At 64.1% G+C, this 19,407-nt stretch carries 17 protein-coding genes and 1 tRNA gene; 3 read left to right on the plus strand and 15 right to left on the minus strand.

Going from position 1 to position 19,407, the window contains the following annotated elements:
- Both L0B83_RS01580 and L0B83_RS01585 read right to left on the minus strand, forming a co-directional pair.
- Positions 1-1,338 (minus strand): AI-2E family transporter, encoded by a 1,338-nt coding sequence (locus L0B83_RS01580; protein ID WP_234756334.1) that lies wholly within the window; start codon positions 1,336-1,338, stop codon positions 1-3.
- Positions 1,339-1,378: 40 nt separating this feature from the next.
- Positions 1,379-2,329, minus strand: a complete 951-nt coding sequence (locus L0B83_RS01585; protein ID WP_234756335.1) for an aldose 1-epimerase family protein — start codon at positions 2,327-2,329, stop codon at positions 1,379-1,381.
- Between the two features lie 102 nt (positions 2,330-2,431).
- Here L0B83_RS01585 and galT point away from each other — a divergent pair, with 102 nt between their 5' ends.
- From galT to L0B83_RS01600, 3 genes are read left to right on the plus strand one after another with little or no spacing between them, the layout of a single operon-like run.
- Positions 2,432-3,565, plus strand: coding sequence for a galactose-1-phosphate uridylyltransferase (gene galT, locus L0B83_RS01590; protein ID WP_234756336.1), 1,134 nt, complete (start codon positions 2,432-2,434; stop codon positions 3,563-3,565).
- A complete protein-coding gene (galK, locus tag L0B83_RS01595) occupies positions 3,562-4,728 on the plus strand; it encodes a galactokinase (protein WP_234756337.1) in 1,167 nt (388 codons plus the stop codon). The genes galT and galK overlap by 4 nt, the downstream gene beginning before the upstream one ends.
- A gap of 53 nt (positions 4,729-4,781) precedes the next feature.
- A complete protein-coding gene (locus L0B83_RS01600) occupies positions 4,782-6,017 on the plus strand; it encodes an acetyl-CoA C-acetyltransferase (RefSeq protein ID WP_234756338.1) in 1,236 nt (411 codons plus the stop codon).
- A 6-nt stretch (positions 6,018-6,023) separates the two neighbouring features.
- Here L0B83_RS01600 and L0B83_RS01605 read toward each other — a convergent pair whose 3' ends face one another.
- The 13 genes from L0B83_RS01605 to eno form a co-directional block, all read right to left on the minus strand.
- On the minus strand, positions 6,024-6,941 hold the full coding sequence (locus L0B83_RS01605; RefSeq protein WP_234756339.1) for a Bax inhibitor-1/YccA family protein: 918 nt from the start codon (positions 6,939-6,941) through the stop codon (positions 6,024-6,026).
- Between the two features lie 132 nt (positions 6,942-7,073).
- A complete protein-coding gene (locus L0B83_RS01610; RefSeq protein ID WP_234756340.1) occupies positions 7,074-7,787 on the minus strand; it encodes an ABC transporter ATP-binding protein in 714 nt (237 codons plus the stop codon).
- Positions 7,774-8,661, minus strand: a complete 888-nt coding sequence (locus tag L0B83_RS01615) for an ABC transporter ATP-binding protein (RefSeq protein ID WP_268820436.1) — start codon at positions 8,659-8,661, stop codon at positions 7,774-7,776. The genes L0B83_RS01610 and L0B83_RS01615 overlap by 14 nt, the downstream gene beginning before the upstream one ends.
- On the minus strand, positions 8,658-9,857 hold the full coding sequence (locus L0B83_RS01620; protein WP_234756341.1) for a branched-chain amino acid ABC transporter permease: 1,200 nt from the start codon (positions 9,855-9,857) through the stop codon (positions 8,658-8,660). Before L0B83_RS01620 ends, L0B83_RS01615 begins: the two co-directional genes overlap by 4 nt.
- Positions 9,854-10,873 (minus strand): branched-chain amino acid ABC transporter permease, encoded by a 1,020-nt coding sequence (locus L0B83_RS01625; RefSeq protein ID WP_234756342.1) that lies wholly within the window; start codon positions 10,871-10,873, stop codon positions 9,854-9,856. Before L0B83_RS01625 ends, L0B83_RS01620 begins: the two co-directional genes overlap by 4 nt.
- Positions 10,874-10,952: 79 nt before the next feature.
- The gene (locus L0B83_RS01630; protein ID WP_234756344.1) at positions 10,953-12,182 is read right to left on the minus strand and encodes a branched-chain amino acid ABC transporter substrate-binding protein; all 1,230 of its coding nucleotides are present in this window, start codon (positions 12,180-12,182) and stop codon (positions 10,953-10,955) included.
- 241 nt (positions 12,183-12,423) lie between these two features.
- Positions 12,424-12,497 (minus strand) — tRNA-Leu (locus tag L0B83_RS01635).
- Positions 12,498-12,658: 161 nt separating this feature from the next.
- The gene (locus L0B83_RS01640) at positions 12,659-14,098 is read right to left on the minus strand and encodes an NAD(P)/FAD-dependent oxidoreductase (protein WP_234756345.1); all 1,440 of its coding nucleotides are present in this window, start codon (positions 14,096-14,098) and stop codon (positions 12,659-12,661) included.
- A 71-nt stretch (positions 14,099-14,169) separates the two neighbouring features.
- Positions 14,170-15,552: a S8 family serine peptidase gene (locus L0B83_RS01645; RefSeq protein ID WP_234756347.1), complete on the minus strand. Its 1,383-nt coding sequence runs from the start codon at positions 15,550-15,552 to the stop codon at positions 14,170-14,172.
- Between the two features lie 16 nt (positions 15,553-15,568).
- Positions 15,569-16,534 (minus strand): Ppx/GppA phosphatase family protein, encoded by a 966-nt coding sequence (locus L0B83_RS01650; protein WP_234756349.1) that lies wholly within the window; start codon positions 16,532-16,534, stop codon positions 15,569-15,571.
- Positions 16,531-17,235 carry a DUF501 domain-containing protein gene (locus L0B83_RS01655; RefSeq protein ID WP_234756351.1) on the minus strand — a complete coding sequence of 235 codons (705 nt, stop codon included), beginning with the start codon at positions 17,233-17,235 and terminating at the stop codon, positions 16,531-16,533. Before L0B83_RS01655 ends, L0B83_RS01650 begins: the two co-directional genes overlap by 4 nt.
- 67 nt (positions 17,236-17,302) lie before the next feature.
- Positions 17,303-17,962, minus strand: a complete 660-nt coding sequence (locus tag L0B83_RS01660; protein ID WP_234756353.1) for an FtsB family cell division protein — start codon at positions 17,960-17,962, stop codon at positions 17,303-17,305.
- 157 nt (positions 17,963-18,119) lie between these two features.
- Complete coding sequence (gene eno / locus L0B83_RS01665) at positions 18,120-19,400, minus strand: phosphopyruvate hydratase (protein WP_234756355.1); 1,281 nt, start codon at positions 19,398-19,400, stop codon at positions 18,120-18,122.
- Between the last annotated feature and the right edge of the window lie 7 nt (positions 19,401-19,407).

A 19,407-nucleotide genomic window follows, 5' to 3' on the forward strand; every position in this document is an offset into this window, starting at 1 on the left:
TTAATCTCCTTTGTTGGTGTGCTGTGCGGCATCCCGCGGGAATGTCCGTTCCGCAGCCGCGTGCTGACCTGCGGCACCTTCGCCGCTGTTGGACCGCGCGTCCGCGTTGGCGCCGGGACGGTGGATCTCCTTGATGGTCGCTTCCTCGTCGGAGTCCGATGGTGCAGTTCCCGCGCCGGCGTACGCCGTCATCAGTCCTTCATCATGTTCCCACGTCCGGGCGGCAATATAGCGAACCGCCGTATTTGCTACGGCGAGGAGCGGGACGGCAAAGAGCGCTCCCGGGATTCCGGCAAGGTAGGAACCGGCCGCGACCGACAAGATCACGGCGACAGGGTGCAAAGATACTGCTTTGCCCATGATGAGCGGCTGGAGGATGTGGCTCTCAAGCTGCTGCACGAACAACACGATGGCCAACATGATGAGCGCGTTGACCGGGCCGTTGGCCACCAAGGCCAGGAGAATGGCGATGGCGCCCGTCACGAGGGCACCGACCACCGGGATGAACGAACCGAGGAACACCAAGACACCCAGCGGCAGGGCGAGCGGAACCTGGATGAGCGCTGCGCCGACGCCGATCCCCAAGGCGTCTACGAACGCTACGAACAGCTGGATGCGAACGTAGCTCACCATGGACGACCAGCCGCGCCGGCCGGCGCCGTACGTCGCTGCGCGCGCAGCCCTCGGCAGGAGTCCGACGACGAAGCGCCAGATCCTGGATCCTTCAAGAAGGAAAAAGATCAGGATGAACAGTGCCAGGACCATTCCCGCGGCGAAATGCCCGGCGGTACTGCCGAACGACAGCGCACCAGTGAGGATGCTGCTGCTGTTGTTCTGCAGGGCCGAGGTGGCGCCCTGGATGTAGGTTTCGATCTGGTCCGCGGTCAGGTGCAACGGCCCGTCAGCCAGCCACGCCTGGACTTGCTGGACGCCCGTGAGCGCCTCCTGCCACAGCTCGCCGAACCCCACAACGAGCTGCCGTCCCACCAATGCCAAGGCTGCCGCGATGACCCCGAGGAATCCCACGACCGTAACGGCAACGGCCGCTCCTTGCGGCATTTTGAACTTCATCAGCCACCCCGTGACCGGGTAGAGCAACCCCGCCAGGAGGGCGGCGACCATGAGCGGGATGATGAGGAAGCTGACCTTCCCCAACAGCCAAATGAGGGCTCCAACGACCACCATGATGAGGCCCACCCGCCAGGCCCACGCGGCACCAATCCGCACTCCGTACGGAATGTCCTGTGCAATGTGGTGCTCCGACACGGGCCTTGGCACAGACACATGCACAGCGGAAACGGGGTCACGTGATGGTGTGGCGTCCTGTGCTGGCGTCATTCCCCCATAATTCCGCAGGGAGTGCCGGATGCGAAAAAAGTTACAGGGCGCCCACGATCCCCCATCTCATCGTGAAGGTCTCCCCTGGCTCAAGCCATCGGAGGCCCTCCCCCGAGTTGAAGGCGTTCGCCGGGCCGGTCATGGGCTCGAACGCGACCGCCTTCGTGCGGCCCGGGAAAGTATCGGTCACGAAGACATGGACAAATGCGCAGTTTTCGTCCTGCTCCAAGGAGACGCTCCGGCCATCCGGCGCCGACAGCGTGTGGCGGGCGATGCCGCCGTCGAACTCCAGATCGGTGAACGACACATCGATATCCAGGGCGCCCACGCCCCTGCCGCCGCCAAGATTGAAGTCACCCTCGGCGGGCACCGAACTGCGCGGAATCTTCCGCTCGTCTGCCACGAGCCTGGTGCGGGCTTGGACAGTCAGAACCATTTCTTCCGGCGGAACATCCCCTATCCGGAAATACGGGTGTGCCCCGAGGACGAACGGCGCGGGGGCCGCCGAATCATTGATGAAACTCTGGGAAACCCGCAACGCGAGAGCTGCGTCGATCTCGTAGTGGACCCGGTGCCGCGCCAGGAAAGGGTAGCCGTGCTGCGGGAAGATCACTGCTTCGAGGGTCACGGAGAACTCGTCTTCCGCCACGAGGGCGTAGGACGAATTGCGCAGGAGCCCGTGGCTCGCGTTGTTGCGGGACACCTCCGTGATGTCCAGTTGTTGCTTTTTGCCGTCGAGATACCAGATCCCGTCCTCGATCCGGTTGGCCCACGGGGCCAAGGTAATTCCGGCGGCATTGGGCGGAATGTGGGCGTCGCCATAGCTCTCGGTGAGCTGGACGCCGTCGCGGCTGAACAACCGCAAGCCTGCGGCGAGCTCCGTGACGACAGCGAGCGCATCTCCGCGGCGGATCTCGAATTGACGGCCGCTGGCAAAGCGGCGGGGCACGGCTTGTTCGCCCGGCGAGGAAGGCTGCGTTGTGGGAGGCATGGCACCACCGTACTGCATCCTGCGTGTTACCAAACGCGCTCCCGCATGTTCTTTTTTGTTAGATATTTTGCCTTTTTGATCGCTCTATGACACCATAAATCCATGACCCGTCTTACCAGCACACGCCTCGCGGATGGCAGGGAGCTGATCTATTTCGACGACGCCGGTTCACCGGAGCGCGATCGCGGCTCGCTGAAGGATCACCGTGAACTGCCGCCGCGCGCGGATCCGGGCGAGTTGCGGTACGACGAGCTGACCGGCGAGTGGGTCGCCGTCGCGGCACACCGCCAAAGCCGAACCCATCTGCCGCCCGCGGATCAGTGCCCCATCTGCCCCACCACGCCGGCGAACGCTTCCGAAATTCCCGCCCAGGACTACGACGTCGTGGTTTTCGAGAACCGCTTCCCCTCACTGGGGCCGGCCGTCGGCACCATCCCGGACAAGCCCGAGTGGGGCACCGCAAGCCCTGCTTACGGCCGCTGCGAAGTTGTGTCCTTCACGCCGAGCCACACCGGGTCCTTTGCTGAGCTCGGCGAAACGAGGGCACGCACGGTCATCGAGGCGTGGGCGCACAGGACCGCGGCTCTCAGTGCGCTTCGCGGAGTCCAGCAGGTCTTTCCGTTCGAAAACCGGGGCTCGGAAATCGGGGTGACGCTCCACCACCCCCACGGACAGATCTATGCCTACCCCTACATCACGCCGCGGGCGGCAAGCCTTGGCGCCGCTGCCGGGCGGCATTTCGACGATTCAAAGGGCCGGGAATCGCTGACATCCTCGATCCTCAACGCCGAACGGCAGGACGGGAGCCGCATGGTGCTCGAAGGCGAGCGCTTCAGCGCCTACGTGCCGTTCGCCGCCCGCTGGCCCCTGGAGGTACACCTTGTCCCCCATCGGCAAGTTCCGGACCTCGCTGCTTTGACCGGCGAAGAACGCGACGAACTCGCCCACGTCTACCTTGAGTTGCTCAAGCGCATGGATGCCCTGTATCCAACTCCCACGCCGTACATTTCCGCTTGGCACCAGGTACCCTTGGATCCCGCCTTGAGGCCGTCCGGCCACCTGCACCTGCAACTCACGTCTCCACGCCGGGCCGCCGACAAGCTGAAGTTCCTTGCCGGTTCCGAGGCCGCCATGGGAGCCTTCATCAACGACACCACGCCCGAATCCGTGGCGGAACGGCTCCGCGCCGTCGCCAGCAATTCGGCGCGCACCATTCCCGAGGGAGCCCCCGCATGACCTCTGCTCCCGACGCCGCCGCCGGCGCCCTGTCCAAGCTGTTTGAGGGCACTTTCGGTTCAGCCCCCGACGGCGTGTGGCAGGCACCGGGTCGCGTGAACCTGATCGGCGAGCACACCGATTACAACGAAGGCTTCGTGTTGCCGTTCGCCATCGACAAGACCGCGAAGGTTGCAGTCCGGCTGCGCCATGACTCGCGTGTCCGGCTGCTGTCCACCTTCGGCGCGCAGGGCCTGGTCGAAGCCGACGTCGACAAGCTGCTTCCCGAATCGGCCAAAGGCTGGACGAAGTATCCGCTCGGGGTGGCCTGGGCCTTGCAACAGCGTGGCGTCCTGGTCCCGGGCTTCGATCTCCTCATGGATTCGGACGTCCCGCTTGGCGCGGGACTCTCCTCCTCGCATGCCATCGAATGCGCCGTCATCTCGGCCCTCAACGATCTGGCGGGCGCGGGCCTGGCCGCCGAAGACATGGTCCTCGCGACGCAGCGGGCGGAAAACGACTTCGTCGGCGCCCCGACCGGAATCATGGACCAGTCCGCATCGCTTCGCGGGTCAAAGGGCCATGCCGTCTTCCTGGACTGCCGCGACCAGAGCGTGCAGCTGGTCCCCTTCGACGCCCAGGAAGCCGGGCTCGTGCTGCTCGTCATCGACACCAAGGTCTCCCATTCCCATGCCGATGGGGGCTACGCGTCGCGTCGGGCTTCCTGCGAACTTGGGGCCCAAGTGCTGGGGGTGCCGGCACTTCGCGACGTCGGTGTCGGTGATCTGGCGGAAGCCGGCAGCCTCCTGGACCCCACCACGTTCAGGCGGGTGCGGCACGTCGTCACGGAGAACGACCGTGTTCTCCAGACCGTGGAGCGCCTCACCGCCGAGGGACCGGCCCACATCGGAACGCTCCTGGATGCGAGCCATGCCTCCATGCGCGACGACTTTGAGATCTCCTGCCGGGAACTGGACCTCGCGGTGGAAACATCCGGCGCCCACGGCGCCATCGGTGCCCGGATGACCGGCGGCGGTTTCGGCGGCTCAGCCATCGCCCTGACCCCGGTGGGCCACGAGCAGGAGGTGCGCGACGCCGTCGTGCAGGCCTTCGGTGCGGCTGGTTTCACGACGCCGGACATCTTCACCGTGACCCCGGCCGCGGGGGCCACCCGCCTCGCCTGACGTTGGCGCATCCGTCCCCTTTCGGGCGGCAGGCCCCGGCGTAAGCTGGGGGCATGACTGAGGCCGTCATCGTCTCCACCGCCAGAAGCCCGATTGGTCGCGCGTTCAAAGGCTCCCTCAAAGACGATCGTCCTGACGACCTCGCGGCGGCCATGGTCACTGCCGCACTGGCGAAGATTCCGGCTTTCGATCCGGGGGCACGGGACGGCCGCGGCCTCGACGACCTCTATCTTGGCTGCGCCGAGCCCAGCGGCGAAGCCGGTTCCAACATGGCCAGGGTGGTGACCGTCCTGGCCGGCCTGGACACCGTCCCCGCCGCGACCATCAACCGTTTCTGCGCCTCGAGCCTGCAGACTTTGCGGATGGCCTTCCACGCGATCCGGGCCGGAGAAGGGCACGCGTTCGTCTCGGCAGGGGTCGAGTCTGTGTCCCGCTACCAGAACTGGGTCGGGGCAGGCGAAACCGACGCCAGCGTGCTCAACCCCCTGTTCGACGCCGCTCGCGCCCGCACCGCCGCCCGGGCCGCATCCAACACCCCATGGACGGATCCCCGCATGGGTGGACGGATGCCCGACGTCTACATCGCGATGGGACAGACCGCCGAAAACGTCGCCACGAGCTATGGGATCAGCCGGGAAGAACAGGATCGGTGGGCGGTCCAGAGCCAGAACCGCGCCGAAGAGGCCATCGCTTCCGGTTTCTACGCCCGCGAGATCACGCCGTACACCCGCAAGGACGGCACCGTCGTCGAGCGCGACGATTCACCCCGCGCCGGTGTCACCCTCGAAGCGGTGAGCGCCTTGGAGCCGGTCTTCCGCAGGGAAGGGACCGTCACGGCGGGGAGTGCATGCCCGCTCAACGATGGCGCCGCCGCGGTGGTGGTCATGAGCGATGTCCGGGCGCGGGAGCTCGGCCTGAAGCCCGTGGCACGCATCGTCTCCACCGGCGTCAGCGCCCTGTCCCCGGAAATCATGGGTATGGGACCCGTGGAGTCCTCGCGCCGCGCCCTGGCCTCGGCCGGCTTGACCATGGCGGACATCGACCTCGTGGAACTCAACGAAGCCTTCGCCGTCCAAGTAGTAGCGAGCGCCCGCGAACTCGCCATCGATCCGGAGAAGCTCAATGTCCATGGCGGCGCCATCGCCCTTGGCCACCCCTTTGGCATGACAGGCGCCCGGATGACCACCACCTTGCTCAACGGCCTCCGCGAACGGGACGGCACCTTGGGCCTGGCCACGCTCTGCGTCGGTGGCGGGCAGGGTATGGCGGTGGTCTTCGAGCGGCTCTAGTCGTCGCTAGTCGTCGCCGCGCAGGATTGCCAGCAGGCGGATGATCTCCACGTACAGCCACACAAGCGTGACGGTCAAGCCGAAGGCGGCAGTCCAGGAGTATTTCTCCGGAGCGCCCTGCCGGACAGCCTGGTCGATGCTCGTGAAGTCCATGACCAAGGAAAACGCGGCCAGGCCAATAGCCAGGAGGCCGATGAAGACGCCCAACGGGATGCCGAAGATGTGCACGCTGCTGCTCAGGCCGAACGGCGAGTGGACCGCGCCCGTCCACACCAGGACCATGTTGATCACCGCGAAGACGAGATAGCCGAGCATGGCGATCATGAAGAAGCGCATTGCCTTGGGGGTAGCACGCACCTTGCCGCTCTTGAACAGGGCCAAGGTCACGCCGAACACGGCCAAGGTGCCGAGGACCGCCTGCAAGCCAACGCCCGGGAACATGCCGTCCAGGACGCGGGTCAGGCCGCCGAGGAACAAGCCCTCAAGGCCGGCGTAGGTCAGGATCAGTGCCGGGGACGGCTGCTTCTTGAAGGAGTTGACCATGCCCAGCACGAAGCCGCCCAAAGCGCCGACAATCATGAGGAGACTTGCCGTGCCGGGAGCAACGAACAACGTGACGGCCGCACCAAGCAGCAGCACTGCAAGGCACGCGGCGGTCTTGACGATGACGTCGTCGAAGGTCATTCGGCCGGTCTCGGCCGGTCCGGCTGCGGGCCGGTTGTACATATCCTGCAGCTGGTCGCTCGTCATGGGCGGCTGTGCCGCCCAGGCAGGCTGACCGTACTGGGCTTGGCCGTACTGGGGTTGGCCGTACTGGGGCTGGTTGTATTGAGGCTGGCCGTAGGAGTAGCCGGGAACGGGCGGAGCCTGTGTGGCTCCACGGAACTGTTTTCCGTTGAAGATCGGGTTGCCGCCGAGTGCCATGGTGGATGTCCTTCTTGCCGTGGGTGCGAAGTGATAGTTCACGCTACCAATTCCCACGCTTGGTCCGCATCGAAAGTTCCACGGCGGACGATGCCGGCACCCTCTTTGTTGCGAGGGTGCCGGCACCTGTGGCTATCCGACGCCGAGGTACGCTTCCTTGACCGCCGGGTTTGCGAGCAGTTCCTTGCCGGTGCCCCGGTGCGTGATTGACCCGGTTTCCAGGACAAAGGCACGGTGCGCACGGGCCAGGGCCTGGTTGGCGTTTTGCTCCACCAGGAGCACCGTGGTGCCCTGGTTGTTGATCTCAGTGACGATCTTGAAGATCTGCCGGATGAACTGCGGAGCAAGCCCCATGGAAGGCTCATCGAGGAGCAACAGCTTGGGGTTGGACATCAGGGCCCGGCCAATCGCGAGCATCTGTTGTTCACCACCGCTCATGGTGCCGCCAAGTTGCTTGATACGTTCCTTCAACCGTGGAAACAGGTCAAAGACGCGCTCCAAATCGTCCGACACCTTGGTCCGGTCCTTACGGCCGTAGGAACCCATGTCAAGGTTCTCCTCGACCGTCATGCCGGGGAAAATTCCCCGCCCCTCGGGCGCCTGCGAAATGCCGTGGACCACGCGGATGTGTGCTTTCATCCTGGTGATGTCCTCGCCGGCGAAGGTGATGGAACCGGCCGAAGGAGAAAGCAGTCCGGAGATGGTCCTCATGGTGGTGGTCTTACCTGCACCATTTGCCCCGATGAGCGAGACGATTTCGCCTTCCTCCACGCTGAATGACATGTCGGAAATGGCTTGGATCCGGCCATAGTGGACGGATATGTTCTTCAGCTCAAGCAAGGTCATCTTCAGGCTCCCCGAGATAGGCGGAAATAACTTTCGGGTCATCGCGGATAATCTTCGGAACCGCATCCGCGATCTTTTTCCCGAACTCCAGGACCACGATCCGGTCGGTCACCCCCATGACCAACTTCATGTCGTGCTCAATGAGCAAGACCGTGTAGCCGTCGTCCCTAATGGTCCGGATCAGGGCCATGAGTTCTTCTTTTTCCGCCGGGTTGAAGCCGGCTGCGGGCTCGTCCAAGCACAGGACCTTGGGATCGGTCGCGAGTGCGCGAGCGATTTCCAGGCGGCGCTGGTAGCCGTAAGGCAAGTGCCGTGACAAGAAGTGGGCGTGATCGGCGATGCCCACGAACTCAAGCAATGCCATGCCGCGTTCAATGGCCGTTTTCTCTTCCCGCACATGGGTAGGCAGGCGAAGGAGCGCCCCGCCGACACTCGTGCGGTGGCGTGCATCAAGGCCGACAACCACATTTTCCAAAGCGGTCATCTCACCAAAAAGCCGGATGTTCTGGAAGGTCCTCGCCAGGCCCCGCCTGGTGATCCGGTGCTGCGGCAGCCCGTTGAGCAATTGCCCTTCGAGCAGGACCTTTCCGGACGTCGGCTTGTAGACACCCGTCATGGCATTGAAGCAGGTGGTTTTGCCGGCACCGTTAGGACCGATCAACCCCAGGATTTCGCCTCTGTTGATGTCAAACGAGACATTGTCCAGGGCCGTCAGGCCGCCGAACTTGATGGTGAGGTTTTGCACCTGCACCAAGGCCTCGCCCACTTTGGTGACGATGTCCCTCTCAGGGGCCACCTTCTCGGCGACTTCAAGGTCCACACCTTGTTCCTTGAGTGCTTCCACATCAATATCCGGTTCGATCGCTTCACTCATTTGTCAGCCCCCTTTCCCGATTGCAGGACGACTTTGCCCGAAGCAGGAATGTCTCCGTTAATTCCCCTGAGTTTGTTGTAGGCCAGGCGCCCGTACGCGAGGAGGCTCTGTCGTGCGGGCAGAAGGCCGCCGGGGCGGAAGATCATGATGATCACGAGAGCCGCGCCGAAGATCAAATACTTGAACTCGGCAATCGCGGTGAAACGGAGCGGAATGTATGCCACCAAAGCGCCGCCCAGAATCGCACCGACCTTGTTTCCAGTGCCGCCCATGACAACAGCGGCGACGAACAGGATGGACGTGGCGATGTCAAACTTCTGGTTGTTCACAAAGCCCACCTGACCGGCAAACAAGGCGCCGGAGAGCCCGCCCACGGACGCACCAATGGCAAAAGCCCACACCTTGTACTTGAACGTGGGGACGCCCATGATTTCCGCGGCATCTTCATCCTCGCGAATGGCAATCCATGCGCGGCCCACGCGGCTGCGCTCCAGGTTTCCGGCGGCCAGAAGGACCACGATGATAATGCTCAGGGTCAGCCAGTACCACGGCGTTCCGTTCGAGTTCTGGAAAATTGTCTGGCCGGCTGAATCCGTTCCTGGCGGGTGGCCGACGTTCTGGAAGCCTACTTGGCCTTTCATCGCCGGAATGATCGTGGCCAAAATGCGCACGATCTCACCGAAGCCGAGGGTGACGATTGCCAGGTAGTCGCCGCGAAGACGAAGCGTGGGCACACCAAGGACCACGCCAAAGAACATGGCGACTGCCATCGCAAGCGGCAGCGTCCACAGGTAGGGAATGTGCACGTACGGCGAATCCGGGCTGGTAAACATTGCCGACGTGTAGGAGCCCAGGGCGAAGAATGCGACGTAGCCCAAGTCGAGGAGGCCCGCATAGCCGACCACCACGTTCAAGCCCACGGCGATCAGGGCGTAAACAGACATTTGCGCGAGCGCGATTTGCCAATTGTTGCCCGGTTCCGTGGTGATCAACGGCGGGTTGAGGATGGGAAGCAAATAGGCGATGACCACGACGATGATGAGGAACAGCCATTGGGTTTGGCGCGGGAGCGCATTCCATTTGTCGCTGAGTCCCGGGAACCAGCCTTTGCGGCGCCGCATTTTGGCTTCGCGGTCCGCAATTTCCTGTGCCGAGGAATCATCGGGAATTAGTGTGGGGCCGTCTGTTGTGCTCATGCCTTACTCTTTCCTAGCGAGCTACCCAAGACACCTTCGGGTCGCACGATCAATACCAACACCAGGACCACGAACGCGACCACGTCGGTCCATTGGGAGCTGCCCAGGAGCACCTGGCCGTAATTGCCGATCAAGCCGATCAGCAGGCCGCCCAGCAACGCGCCGCGCACGTTGCCGATGCCGCCGAGGACAGCGGCCGCGAAGGCTTTGACGCCGAGGATGAATCCGCCGTTGTACTGCACACCGGACGGGATTTTCATCACGTAGAACAATGCGGCCGCTCCGGCGAGGATCCCACCGATAATGAAGGTGGTCACGATGATCCGCTCCTTGTTGACCCCCATCAACGTTGCGGTATCCGGGTCCTGTGCCACGGCACGGATGCCTCGGCCGGTCTTGGACCGCCTGATGAACTGATCGGTGGCAATCATGAGGATAATCGCCGCGACGACGATAACCACTTGCTGCGAATCGATGATGGTTCCGAAGACATCGAAAATCGGGAGCGGCCGGAACATCGTCAGGGCAGCCTCCGGACTCGGTCCCCGCCACCAGTAGATGGTGTACTGAATCGCGAAGGAAACACCGATGGCGGTAATCAAGAATGCCAGGCGGGGCGCCTTGCGCTGCCGCAAAGGCTTATAGGCCACCCGTTCGACGATCACGGCCATGACGGCTGAGGCGATAATGGCGACAACGAGGGCGAGGATAAGGTTTCCCACGATGGCCCAGAAAGCGAGCCTCGGAGCGGAGGGTCCGAAATTCAGCGCGCTAAGGGTAAAGAACACCCCGTAACAGCCGGTGATGAACACTTCGGAGTGGGCAAAGTTGATGAGGTTGAGAACGCCGTAGACGAGGGTGTAGCCGAGGGCTACCAACGCGTAAATTGCACCGAAGGTCAAACCGTCAAAGGTCGAACTCCAGAAATTTTCGCTCAGGGCGTTTACGTCGAAGGTGATCCACGTGTCGTCCGTGGGAACCGAGTGGAGCAGGTGGGGAATTACTTCACTGATCATGGCACTTTCCTGATGTAATCAAAAGAAATGCTGGGGGTCGGCATGGACGCTAACCCCCAGCATTCATCTGGGCTCGGTGTTATTTTCCGATGACGCCGATGGGAACGATCTTGCCGTTCTCAACTTTGTAGCCGTAAACATCAGGCGTTGCCAGTTCGCCGGTTGCATCCCACTTGTAGTGCTTCGACAGGCCGGACGCGTCGTAGGACTTGACCCAGGAAAGCAGGTCCGCGCGGGACTGCTTGCCCTTGTCGATGCCCGAGAGCAGGACCGTGGCTGCGTCGTAACCTTCAATGGAGTAGGTTCCGGGCTCGGCGTTGGCCAGTTTCTTGTATTCCGCTTCGAAGCTGGGGATCAGCTCGCCGGGGATACACGGGCAGGTGAAGTACGAGTTGGACGACGCATCGCCGGCCTGCTTGATGAACTGGTCATCCTTCACGCCATCCGGACCCACGAAGGAGCCGTTGAATCCCTTTCCAACCAGCTGCTGGTCGAAGGGAGCGCCTTCGGCGTAGTAACCGGCGTAGTAGACGGTGTCTGCCTTGGCGTTGATGATCTTGGAGATCACGGCCGAGAAGTCCTTCTGGCCTGTGACAACCTTGTCGGACCCCACCATGGCGGAGCCGAGGGCCTGGGAGGTCGAGGTGCCCAAACCGATACCGTAGTCAGAGTCGTCCTGGACGAGGTAGACCTTCTTTGCCTGCAGCTTGTCCGTGAGGAACTTCGCTGCGGCCGGACCCTGGACGGCGTCATTGCCGAGGGCACGGAAGAATGTGGTCCAGCCGTTCTTCGTCAGGCCCGGGTTGGTTGCGGAAGGCGTGATGTGCACCAAGCCCTTCTGCTCGAAGATGTTGCCGGTTGCCTTGGATTCTCCGGAGAAGGGCAAGCCCACCACTCCGACGATGTTCGGCTCGGACACGATCTGCGTTACCGGGCCGGTGGCCTTGTTCGGATCGCCTTCAGTATCGAATTTCTTGAACTGGACCTGGCAGCCGGGGTTGGCGGCGTTGTGCTGATTGATGGCCAGCTGGATGCCGTTGAAGATGTTGATACCCAGCTGGGCGTTGGGTCCAGTCTCGGCACCGGCATAGGCAAGGGTGGTGGTGGACGGGCAATTCGCTTTGCCATCGCCTGCTGGCAAAACAGCTCCGGCAGGAACGTCTACTTTGGAAATCGCAGGGATATTGATCCTGCCGCCGCCGCCCGAGGTCTCTGTGCCGCTGGGGCCGGACTGATTCGCACAGCCCGTCACCAGCAGGCCAAGGGTGGCCGCTGCTGCGATCGCCGAAATGACTTTCTTCCTGTACATAAATAGCCTCCGCGGTGCGTCTGATTCGTAGTCATTCGCCCGAAGTCACTTTCACTTCGAACATGTTCCATGAGAGTACTACCAAATATGTGCGCTAGAACACATATTTGCAGGTCAGGATCTAATAACGGTCGATCGTCGCCCTCTTCGGAGAGCTCTTTGCGTGAACGCGGGGTTAAATTCCTGTCACGGCACAGCCTGGCGAAACAGGGCGGGCGGTATGGTCGGCATTTCGCATGCGTGCCCCAGGTGGGACTCGAACCCACAACACGCGGATTTTAAGTCCGCTGCCTCTGCCAATTGGGCTACTGGGGCGCCCGGATAATGGTAACCCAGCGCACTCCCCTCCTTCGTCCGCCGGAGCCCCTCGCTTGGCGGGCATCCGGCGTCGCAGACGGGGGGCTGGAGTTAAACAACGACGGCGGCCGCCTCCCGCGAGGGGAAACGGCCGCCGTCGGCGGTACTGCTTGGGAACGCTACTTGGCGTCAGCCGTGACCGGAGCCTTGGCTTCGGCCGGGGCAGCCGCCGGCGCAGCGGCCGGCTTGGGAGCCGGGGTGGCCGCGGCCACGAAGGCCCCGCGCGGGTTGTCGAGGTCCAGCAGTTGGGTGGTGTCGCGGCCCATGGTCATACCCATGATCCAGTTGAAGATCACGCGGACCTTGCGCTCACCCGTGGGGATGGCCAAGCCGTGGTAGCCGCGGTGGGCCAGCCAGGCGAGTCCGCCCTTGAGGCCGATCCGGCCGAAGAGGTTGATGTTGGCAACACCCTTCCACTCGCCGAAGCCGGCAACCGCACCGAGGTTCTTGTGCTTGTAGTCGCCCATGGGCTTGTCCCAACGGGAGGCCCACAGGTTCTTGGCGAGGCGCTTGGCCTGGCGCAGGGCGTGCTGGGCGTTCGGAACGCAGGTACCGTCCGGCAGGCCGCTGCCCGTGAGGTCCGGGACCGCGGCGATGTCGCCGGCCGCCCAAGCGTTGTCGATGATCCCTTCGTCGCCTGCAATGCGCAGGTCCGGGAGGACGCGGACGCGTCCACGCGGCTCGAGGGGGAAGTCGGTGGAACGGATCATCGGGTTGGCCTGCACGCCCGCGGTCCACACAAGGGTATCGGCTTCGAATTCCTGCGCCGGAGTCTTGTCCGGCAGGTTGATGAGCTTGAGGCTGCCCTCGGCGTTGTCCAGGGAGGTGTTGAGCAGGACCTCGATGCCGCGGCTGCGGAGGTGCCCCACAACCCACTCGGCCTGGGCCGCGGTGACCTCGGGCATGATGCGGCCCATGGCTTCGACGAGAACGAAGCGGACTTCTTCCTGCCGGATGCGCGGGTTGTTCTTGACGGCGGCGCGGGCGAGGTCTTCCATCTCGGTGATGCACTCGATACCGGCGAAACCGCCACCGACGACCACGAAGGTGAGGGCCTTGGCGCGCTCGGCGGGGTCCGTCATGGTGGAGGCGACTTCGATGCGCTCAAGGACCTTGTTGCGCAGGGCGACAGCTTCTTCGATGGTCTTCAGGCCGATGCCTTCGTCCGCGAGGCCCTTGATCGGGAAGGTGCGGGTGATGGCGCCGGCGGCAACCACGACGTCGAAATACGGGATTTCGAAAGGTTCCCCGCCGTCGGCCGGAGCAACAACGGCGGTGCGGTTCTGGTGGTCGATGCTGGTGACGCGGCCCTGGATGAGCTCCGTCTGCTTGAGGTGCTGGCGATGGGAGACGACGGCGTGGCGTGCCTCGATGTTGCCGCCGGCCACTTCGGGAAGGAAGGGCTGGTAGGTCATGTAGGGAAGGGGATCAACGACGGTGACGATGCCGCCGGCGTTCGCGATCTTCTTCTGCAGCTTGAGTGCTACGTAGAGGCCGACGTATCCGCCGCCGACGACGAGAACACGGGGACGGTCAATGAGCTCAGGGGTGGTTGCCATAACAATAGGGTACAGCACCTTGTGAAAATCTTCACTAACTATTTCCCGAAGCGAAGGAACGGCGTCGGAAGCTATTTCGGGGCGTTCGGATCCACGACGTTCACGTCCTCTGCTGCGGTCTCCTCGAGCAGTTCCGCGGAGGCCCCGTAAGCGCGCCTCAACTGAACGGTGGCGCCGGCGATGATCGCCACGAAGAGCGAACCGAAGCCGATGACAACCGCGGCCGGAACTGCGGTGTCGGGCTCCGATGGGGCTTTGGCCACGGGGACCGTCGGATCGGGCAGCGTGGCCGCGGGGATGCTTGGTTTCGACGTTGCTTGAGGTGTCGGGCTGCTGAGGTCGCCTCGGCGATGCACCCGGATCCAGTCCGCAATGGATCCCACCGGGTTGCTCGCCGCCTCGGGCACATCGGCTTTCAGGGCAGCCTCGGCATTGAGGATGCCATAACCGTAGATGGGGTCCTTGCCGTGCGTCCCCGCATCCTCGGCCGTCGACACAATCCTGTTGATGACCTGCTTGGCGCTCATGTCGGGCCACTTCGAACGGATAAGTGCCGCGACGCCGGAGACAATCGGGGCCGAGCCTGACGTGCCGGCCCAATCTTCGTAGCTCCCTCCGGGCAATCCGCCCACCAACTGTTCCGAAGGCGCCGAAATGCCGATGCTGATTCCCTGCGAGGAAGCGTCGACGCTGGCCGTGCGGTTCCGGTCGAGTCCCGCGACGGTCAGTACGCCCGGGATCGTGGCCGGCGCGCCCACTTGGACGTTTCCGGCGATCCGGTTGCCCGCCGCGGCCACGATCACCACGTCTTTTTGTTCGGCATAGAGGAAGGCCGCGTCCCAGCTTTGGGGCCAATCAGGCGAGGTGCTGCCGAGGGAAATGTTGATGACCTTGGCGCCGTTGTCCACAGCCCAGCGGACAGCTTCCGGAATTTGTTGCTGGTCCGTCTTTCCCGCGGGATTCGGCGAACCTAGCCAAGCGGAGACGGACAGGATCTGGGCCTCCGGCGCGACGCCGACGATTCCGTCCGGACCGGGTCCGGCACTGACCGAAGGGGACGGTCCCGGCGACGCCGACGGGTTGGCCGGAGCGTGTCCACGGCCTGCCAAAAGCGTGGCAACGAGGGTCCCGTGCTCAGATTTGGCCCCGATGCTTTTCTGTCCGTTGGGGTCGCCCGCACCGGAAGCGTCGGTTCCTCCGACCACCGCACCCTTGAGGTCGGGGTGTTGCCCGTCCACTCCGCTGTCGATGATGGCCACTTTCACCCCGGCGCCCTTTGATACCTGCCAGGCTGCGGAAATGCCGTACTCGTTGAGCCAGTATTCCTTGTCCCGCCAGGAATCGGCGAACGCCGAAGGAGCCGTGAGCAGGGCCCCCGCGAGGCTTCCCCCGGCCAGCATGGCGGCCAGCGCGGCCGAGGCTGTTCGGCGGCGCCAGCCCTGTGCCAACGTCATCAGCGAATACCCACTCTTACCGGATACTCCGCATACCCAGCACACTTAGGGCGATGCCGTCGAGGATGTCGTGCTCGCTCGAGGTGGCCGCCGTGATGGAGCCACCTCCGACCGCAGCCAGGCGCTCGAGGATACGGCGCCAGACGAGGGCTCCGGCGCCGATCACGTCAACCCGGCCAGGGTGCATGTAGGGCAGCCGGGAGCGCTCCTCCCGAGTCATCTCCAACAAGCTCGTGGCTGCATCGCTAATGGTCGCCAGGTCGAGGCTGGTTCCGTGGATGAGCGCGGGATCGTACTCGTCAAGGCCCAAAGCATGTGCAGTGATTGTGGTGACGGTGCCGGCAACCCCCACGACGGCGGTGGCCCGCTCCAGCGGAACCGTGCGGGCGACGAGGTCGACGGCGGCGTCGACGTCGGCTTCCGCGGCGGCGATTTGCTTCTGGGTCGGCGGGTCGTCCCGGAGGTGCCGTTCGGTCAGGCGCACGCACCCGATGTCGACCGATTTGGCGGCAATGACGCCGTCGGAGTCTCCGAGGACGAACTCGGTGCTTCCACCGCCGAGGTCCACCACCAGCACCGGGTCCTTGCCCCGCGAGGGCAGCACGCTGCTTGCGCCGGCAAAGGACAGGGCGGCTTCCTCGTCACCGGAGATGACCTCGGGTTCGACCCCCAGAAGGTCCCGGATTCCATCCACAAAAACGTCCCGGTTGCGGGCATCCCGGCTCGCTGAGGTCGCCACGAAACGGACGCCGCGGGCGCCGTGGCGGCGGATCAGCTCGGCGTAGTCGGCGGTCGCCGCAAAGGTACGCTCAAGCGCCTCTGGCGCAAGTTCGCCGGTGGCGTCAACCCCCTGGCCGAGGCGCACGACGCGCATTTCGCGGACAACGTCGCGCAAGGGAGACCCCGCGTCGGCGCCGTTGGCATCCGCGATCAGGAGCCGAATCGAATTGGTGCCGCAGTCGATGGCAGCTACGCGGTTCATCTGGTGGGCTCCCCTGCGGTTGGATCCCCGGCGGGGTCTGCCGCATGGGCGGTCTTCGATTTGCGGACCGGGGCGGGACGGCCCACGATGTCCGGCAGGCCCTGCGGTCCGTGGCGGCTAAGGTCCCTGGACGGAGCTTCCCCGGTACTGTCCCACGCGCCGTCGCAATAGCAGCGGTCGGCCGACCACCATTCGCTGATTGCCCCGATCGCCTCGTCGCCCAGCGGATTGACTCCGGGACCGGCGGCCAGGGAGTGGCCCACCTGCACGTGCAGGCACTTGACGCGGGTAGGCATGCCGCCGGCCGAGACCCCTGCGATTTCCGGAACGTCCCCCGTGCCGGCGCGTCCGGCAATCTCGTCACGCGCCTGCAGATAGGCCTCGTGGGCAGACCGGTAAGCCGCAGCCAACCGCTCGTCCCCGGTGAGCCGTTCGTTCATGTCATTCATGAGCCCGCCGGCCTCGAGCCGCGACACGGCCGCGGTGATGACCGGGTGCGTCAGGTAGAACGTCGTCGGAAACGGAGTGCCATTGCTCAAGCGCGGAGCCGTCGCGGCGACCAGCGGATTGCCGCACACGCAGCGCGCCGGAATTTCGACGACGTCGCGCACCGGCCGCCCGAGCTGGCGGCTGAGGATTTCGAGATCGTGTGCTGATGGCGTGCGTGACTCCTGCGATGCATGTGCCGGGTTCTCTTCCACGGGCGCTGCCATCCTTCCTGCCCTGTGTGGCCACGCCCAAAAGGCGCGACGGCGGCGGGCACCGCGTCTAGTCTGTTGCCGAGCGCCTGATGGATTCCCACAAGCCATCCACCCATGGCAGGTTGGACGGGCTGGTGGAAGCTCCTGAAGTGGTGCTCCCTCCCGGCGTGCCGGCGGGAACACTTCCACCAAACACCCAGTAGCCTGCTTCACCCGGCATAACCATGTTAATGCGGTCCCGGGCTTGTTGTTTCACATAGTTGGGGTCCTGCCACCGCGTGATCTGCTTCTGGAGGCTGGCCTGCTCGGCCTGTTTGCTGGCAATGTCGGCTTCCAAGCCGGAGATTTCGGCCTTTTTCTCCAACCAGATCTTCACAGTGGGCGCGAGCATGATGGTGATCGCTATCATCACCACGGCGAGGGCAAGCATGCGGCCAGAGAACGCCTTCGCGGGCACAGGGCGGGCGCCCTGGTCCTTGGCGGAAGGCGTCGAGCCGGCATCGGACGGGGACTTGCTTCGGGCGGTGCTTTCGGCTTTGGCACCGCCTTCGGCTTTGGCACCGGACGGCGTCCTGGACCCCGCGTGAACCGGGGCCTCTTGCTGGGCGGCCGGAACCTTGCGGGCTTCGCCAAAATCAGCGCGGATGACGTGGCCGCCGTCGGGGGCCTTTTGGGTCGGGCGGCCAAGGGCATCTGCCCGGGGGACCTTGGGGCGGCGGGTGGCCATGACACTCCTGTAATGCCTGGTGCTTGCCTGGCGGGTTGCTGCGCGTTGTGTTCCTCACGGAGCCCGCGGTTTGCCGAACTGCTCGCACATTTCGTTAAACAGAACCGGTGGCTATGGTCTTTCCACCATAGCCACCGGTCAGCTGTTTCAGCGGATGCTAGCCCTTGAAACGCGGGAAAGCGCTGCGGCCGGCGTAGCGGGCGGCGTCGTCGAGTTCTTCTTCGATGCGCAGCAGCTGGTTGTACTTGGCGACGCGCTCGGAGCGCGCCGGAGCACCGGTCTTGATCTGGCCCGCGTTGGTGGCAACCGCGATGTCAGCAATCGTGGTGTCCTCGGTCTCGCCGGAGCGGTGCGAGGTGATGGTGGTGTAGCCCGCACGCTGGGCCAAGGATACGGCGTCCAGGGTTTCGGTCAGGGAACCGATCTGGTTGACCTTGACGAGCAGCGAGTTGGCCGTCGCGGCGTCGATACCTTGCTGCAGGCGCTCGGGGTTGGTCACGAACAGGTCATCGCCAACCAGCTGGACCTTGTCGCCGATGGTGTCGGTGAGGGTCTTCCAGCCTTCCCAGTCGTTCTCGTCCAGCGGGTCTTCGATGGAGACCAGCGGGTAGTCGGCAACGAGTTCGGCATAGTAGGCGCTCATCTCAGTGGCTGAGAGAGCCTTGCCTTCGAACTGGTAGGCGCCGTCCTTGAAGAACTCGGAGGAGGCCACGTCCAGTGCGAGGGCGATGTCCTTGCCGGGGGTGTAACCGGCGTTCTTGATGGCTTCCTGGATCAGGTCCAGTGCGGCACGGTTGGAGGGCAGGTTCGGAGCGAAGCCGCCTTCGTCGCCGAGGCCGGTGGAGAGGCCCTTGTCCTTCAGGACGGACTTGAGGTTGTGGTAAACCTCAACGCCCCAGCGAAGGCCTTCGGAGAAGGTCTCGGCACCGACAGGGGCGATCATGAATTCCTGGATGTCGACGTCCGAGTCGGCGTGGGAGCCACCGTTGAGGATGTTCATCAGCGGGACAGGCAGGACGTGGGCGTTCGGGCCGCCGAGGTACTTGTACAGGGGCAGGTCCGCGGAGGCGGCGGCTGCGTTGGCCACGGCGAGGGAAACGCCGAGGATGGCGTTCGCGCCGAGCTTGCCCTTGTTCGCGGTGCCGTCGAGATCGATCATGGCCTGGTCGATGCTGCGCTGGTCCGTGGCGTCGAAGCCGATCAGGGCCGGGGCGATTTCGTCGATGACAGCGTCAACGGCCTTTTGGACGCCCTTGCCAAGGTAACGGCCCTTGTCGCCGTCGCGCAGTTCGACGGCTTCGTGCTCTCCGGTGGAAGCACCGGAAGGAACTGCCGCGCGGCCGATCTGGCCATCGGAAAGCAGAACTTCAACTTCTACTGTCGGGTTTCCGCGGGAATCAAGGATCTCGCGGGCGTGGATGGCATCGATAAGCGCCATGGACTGC

This window comes from Arthrobacter alkaliphilus (assembly GCF_021483235.1).
GTDB lineage: Bacteria > Actinomycetota > Actinomycetes > Actinomycetales > Micrococcaceae > Arthrobacter > Arthrobacter alkaliphilus.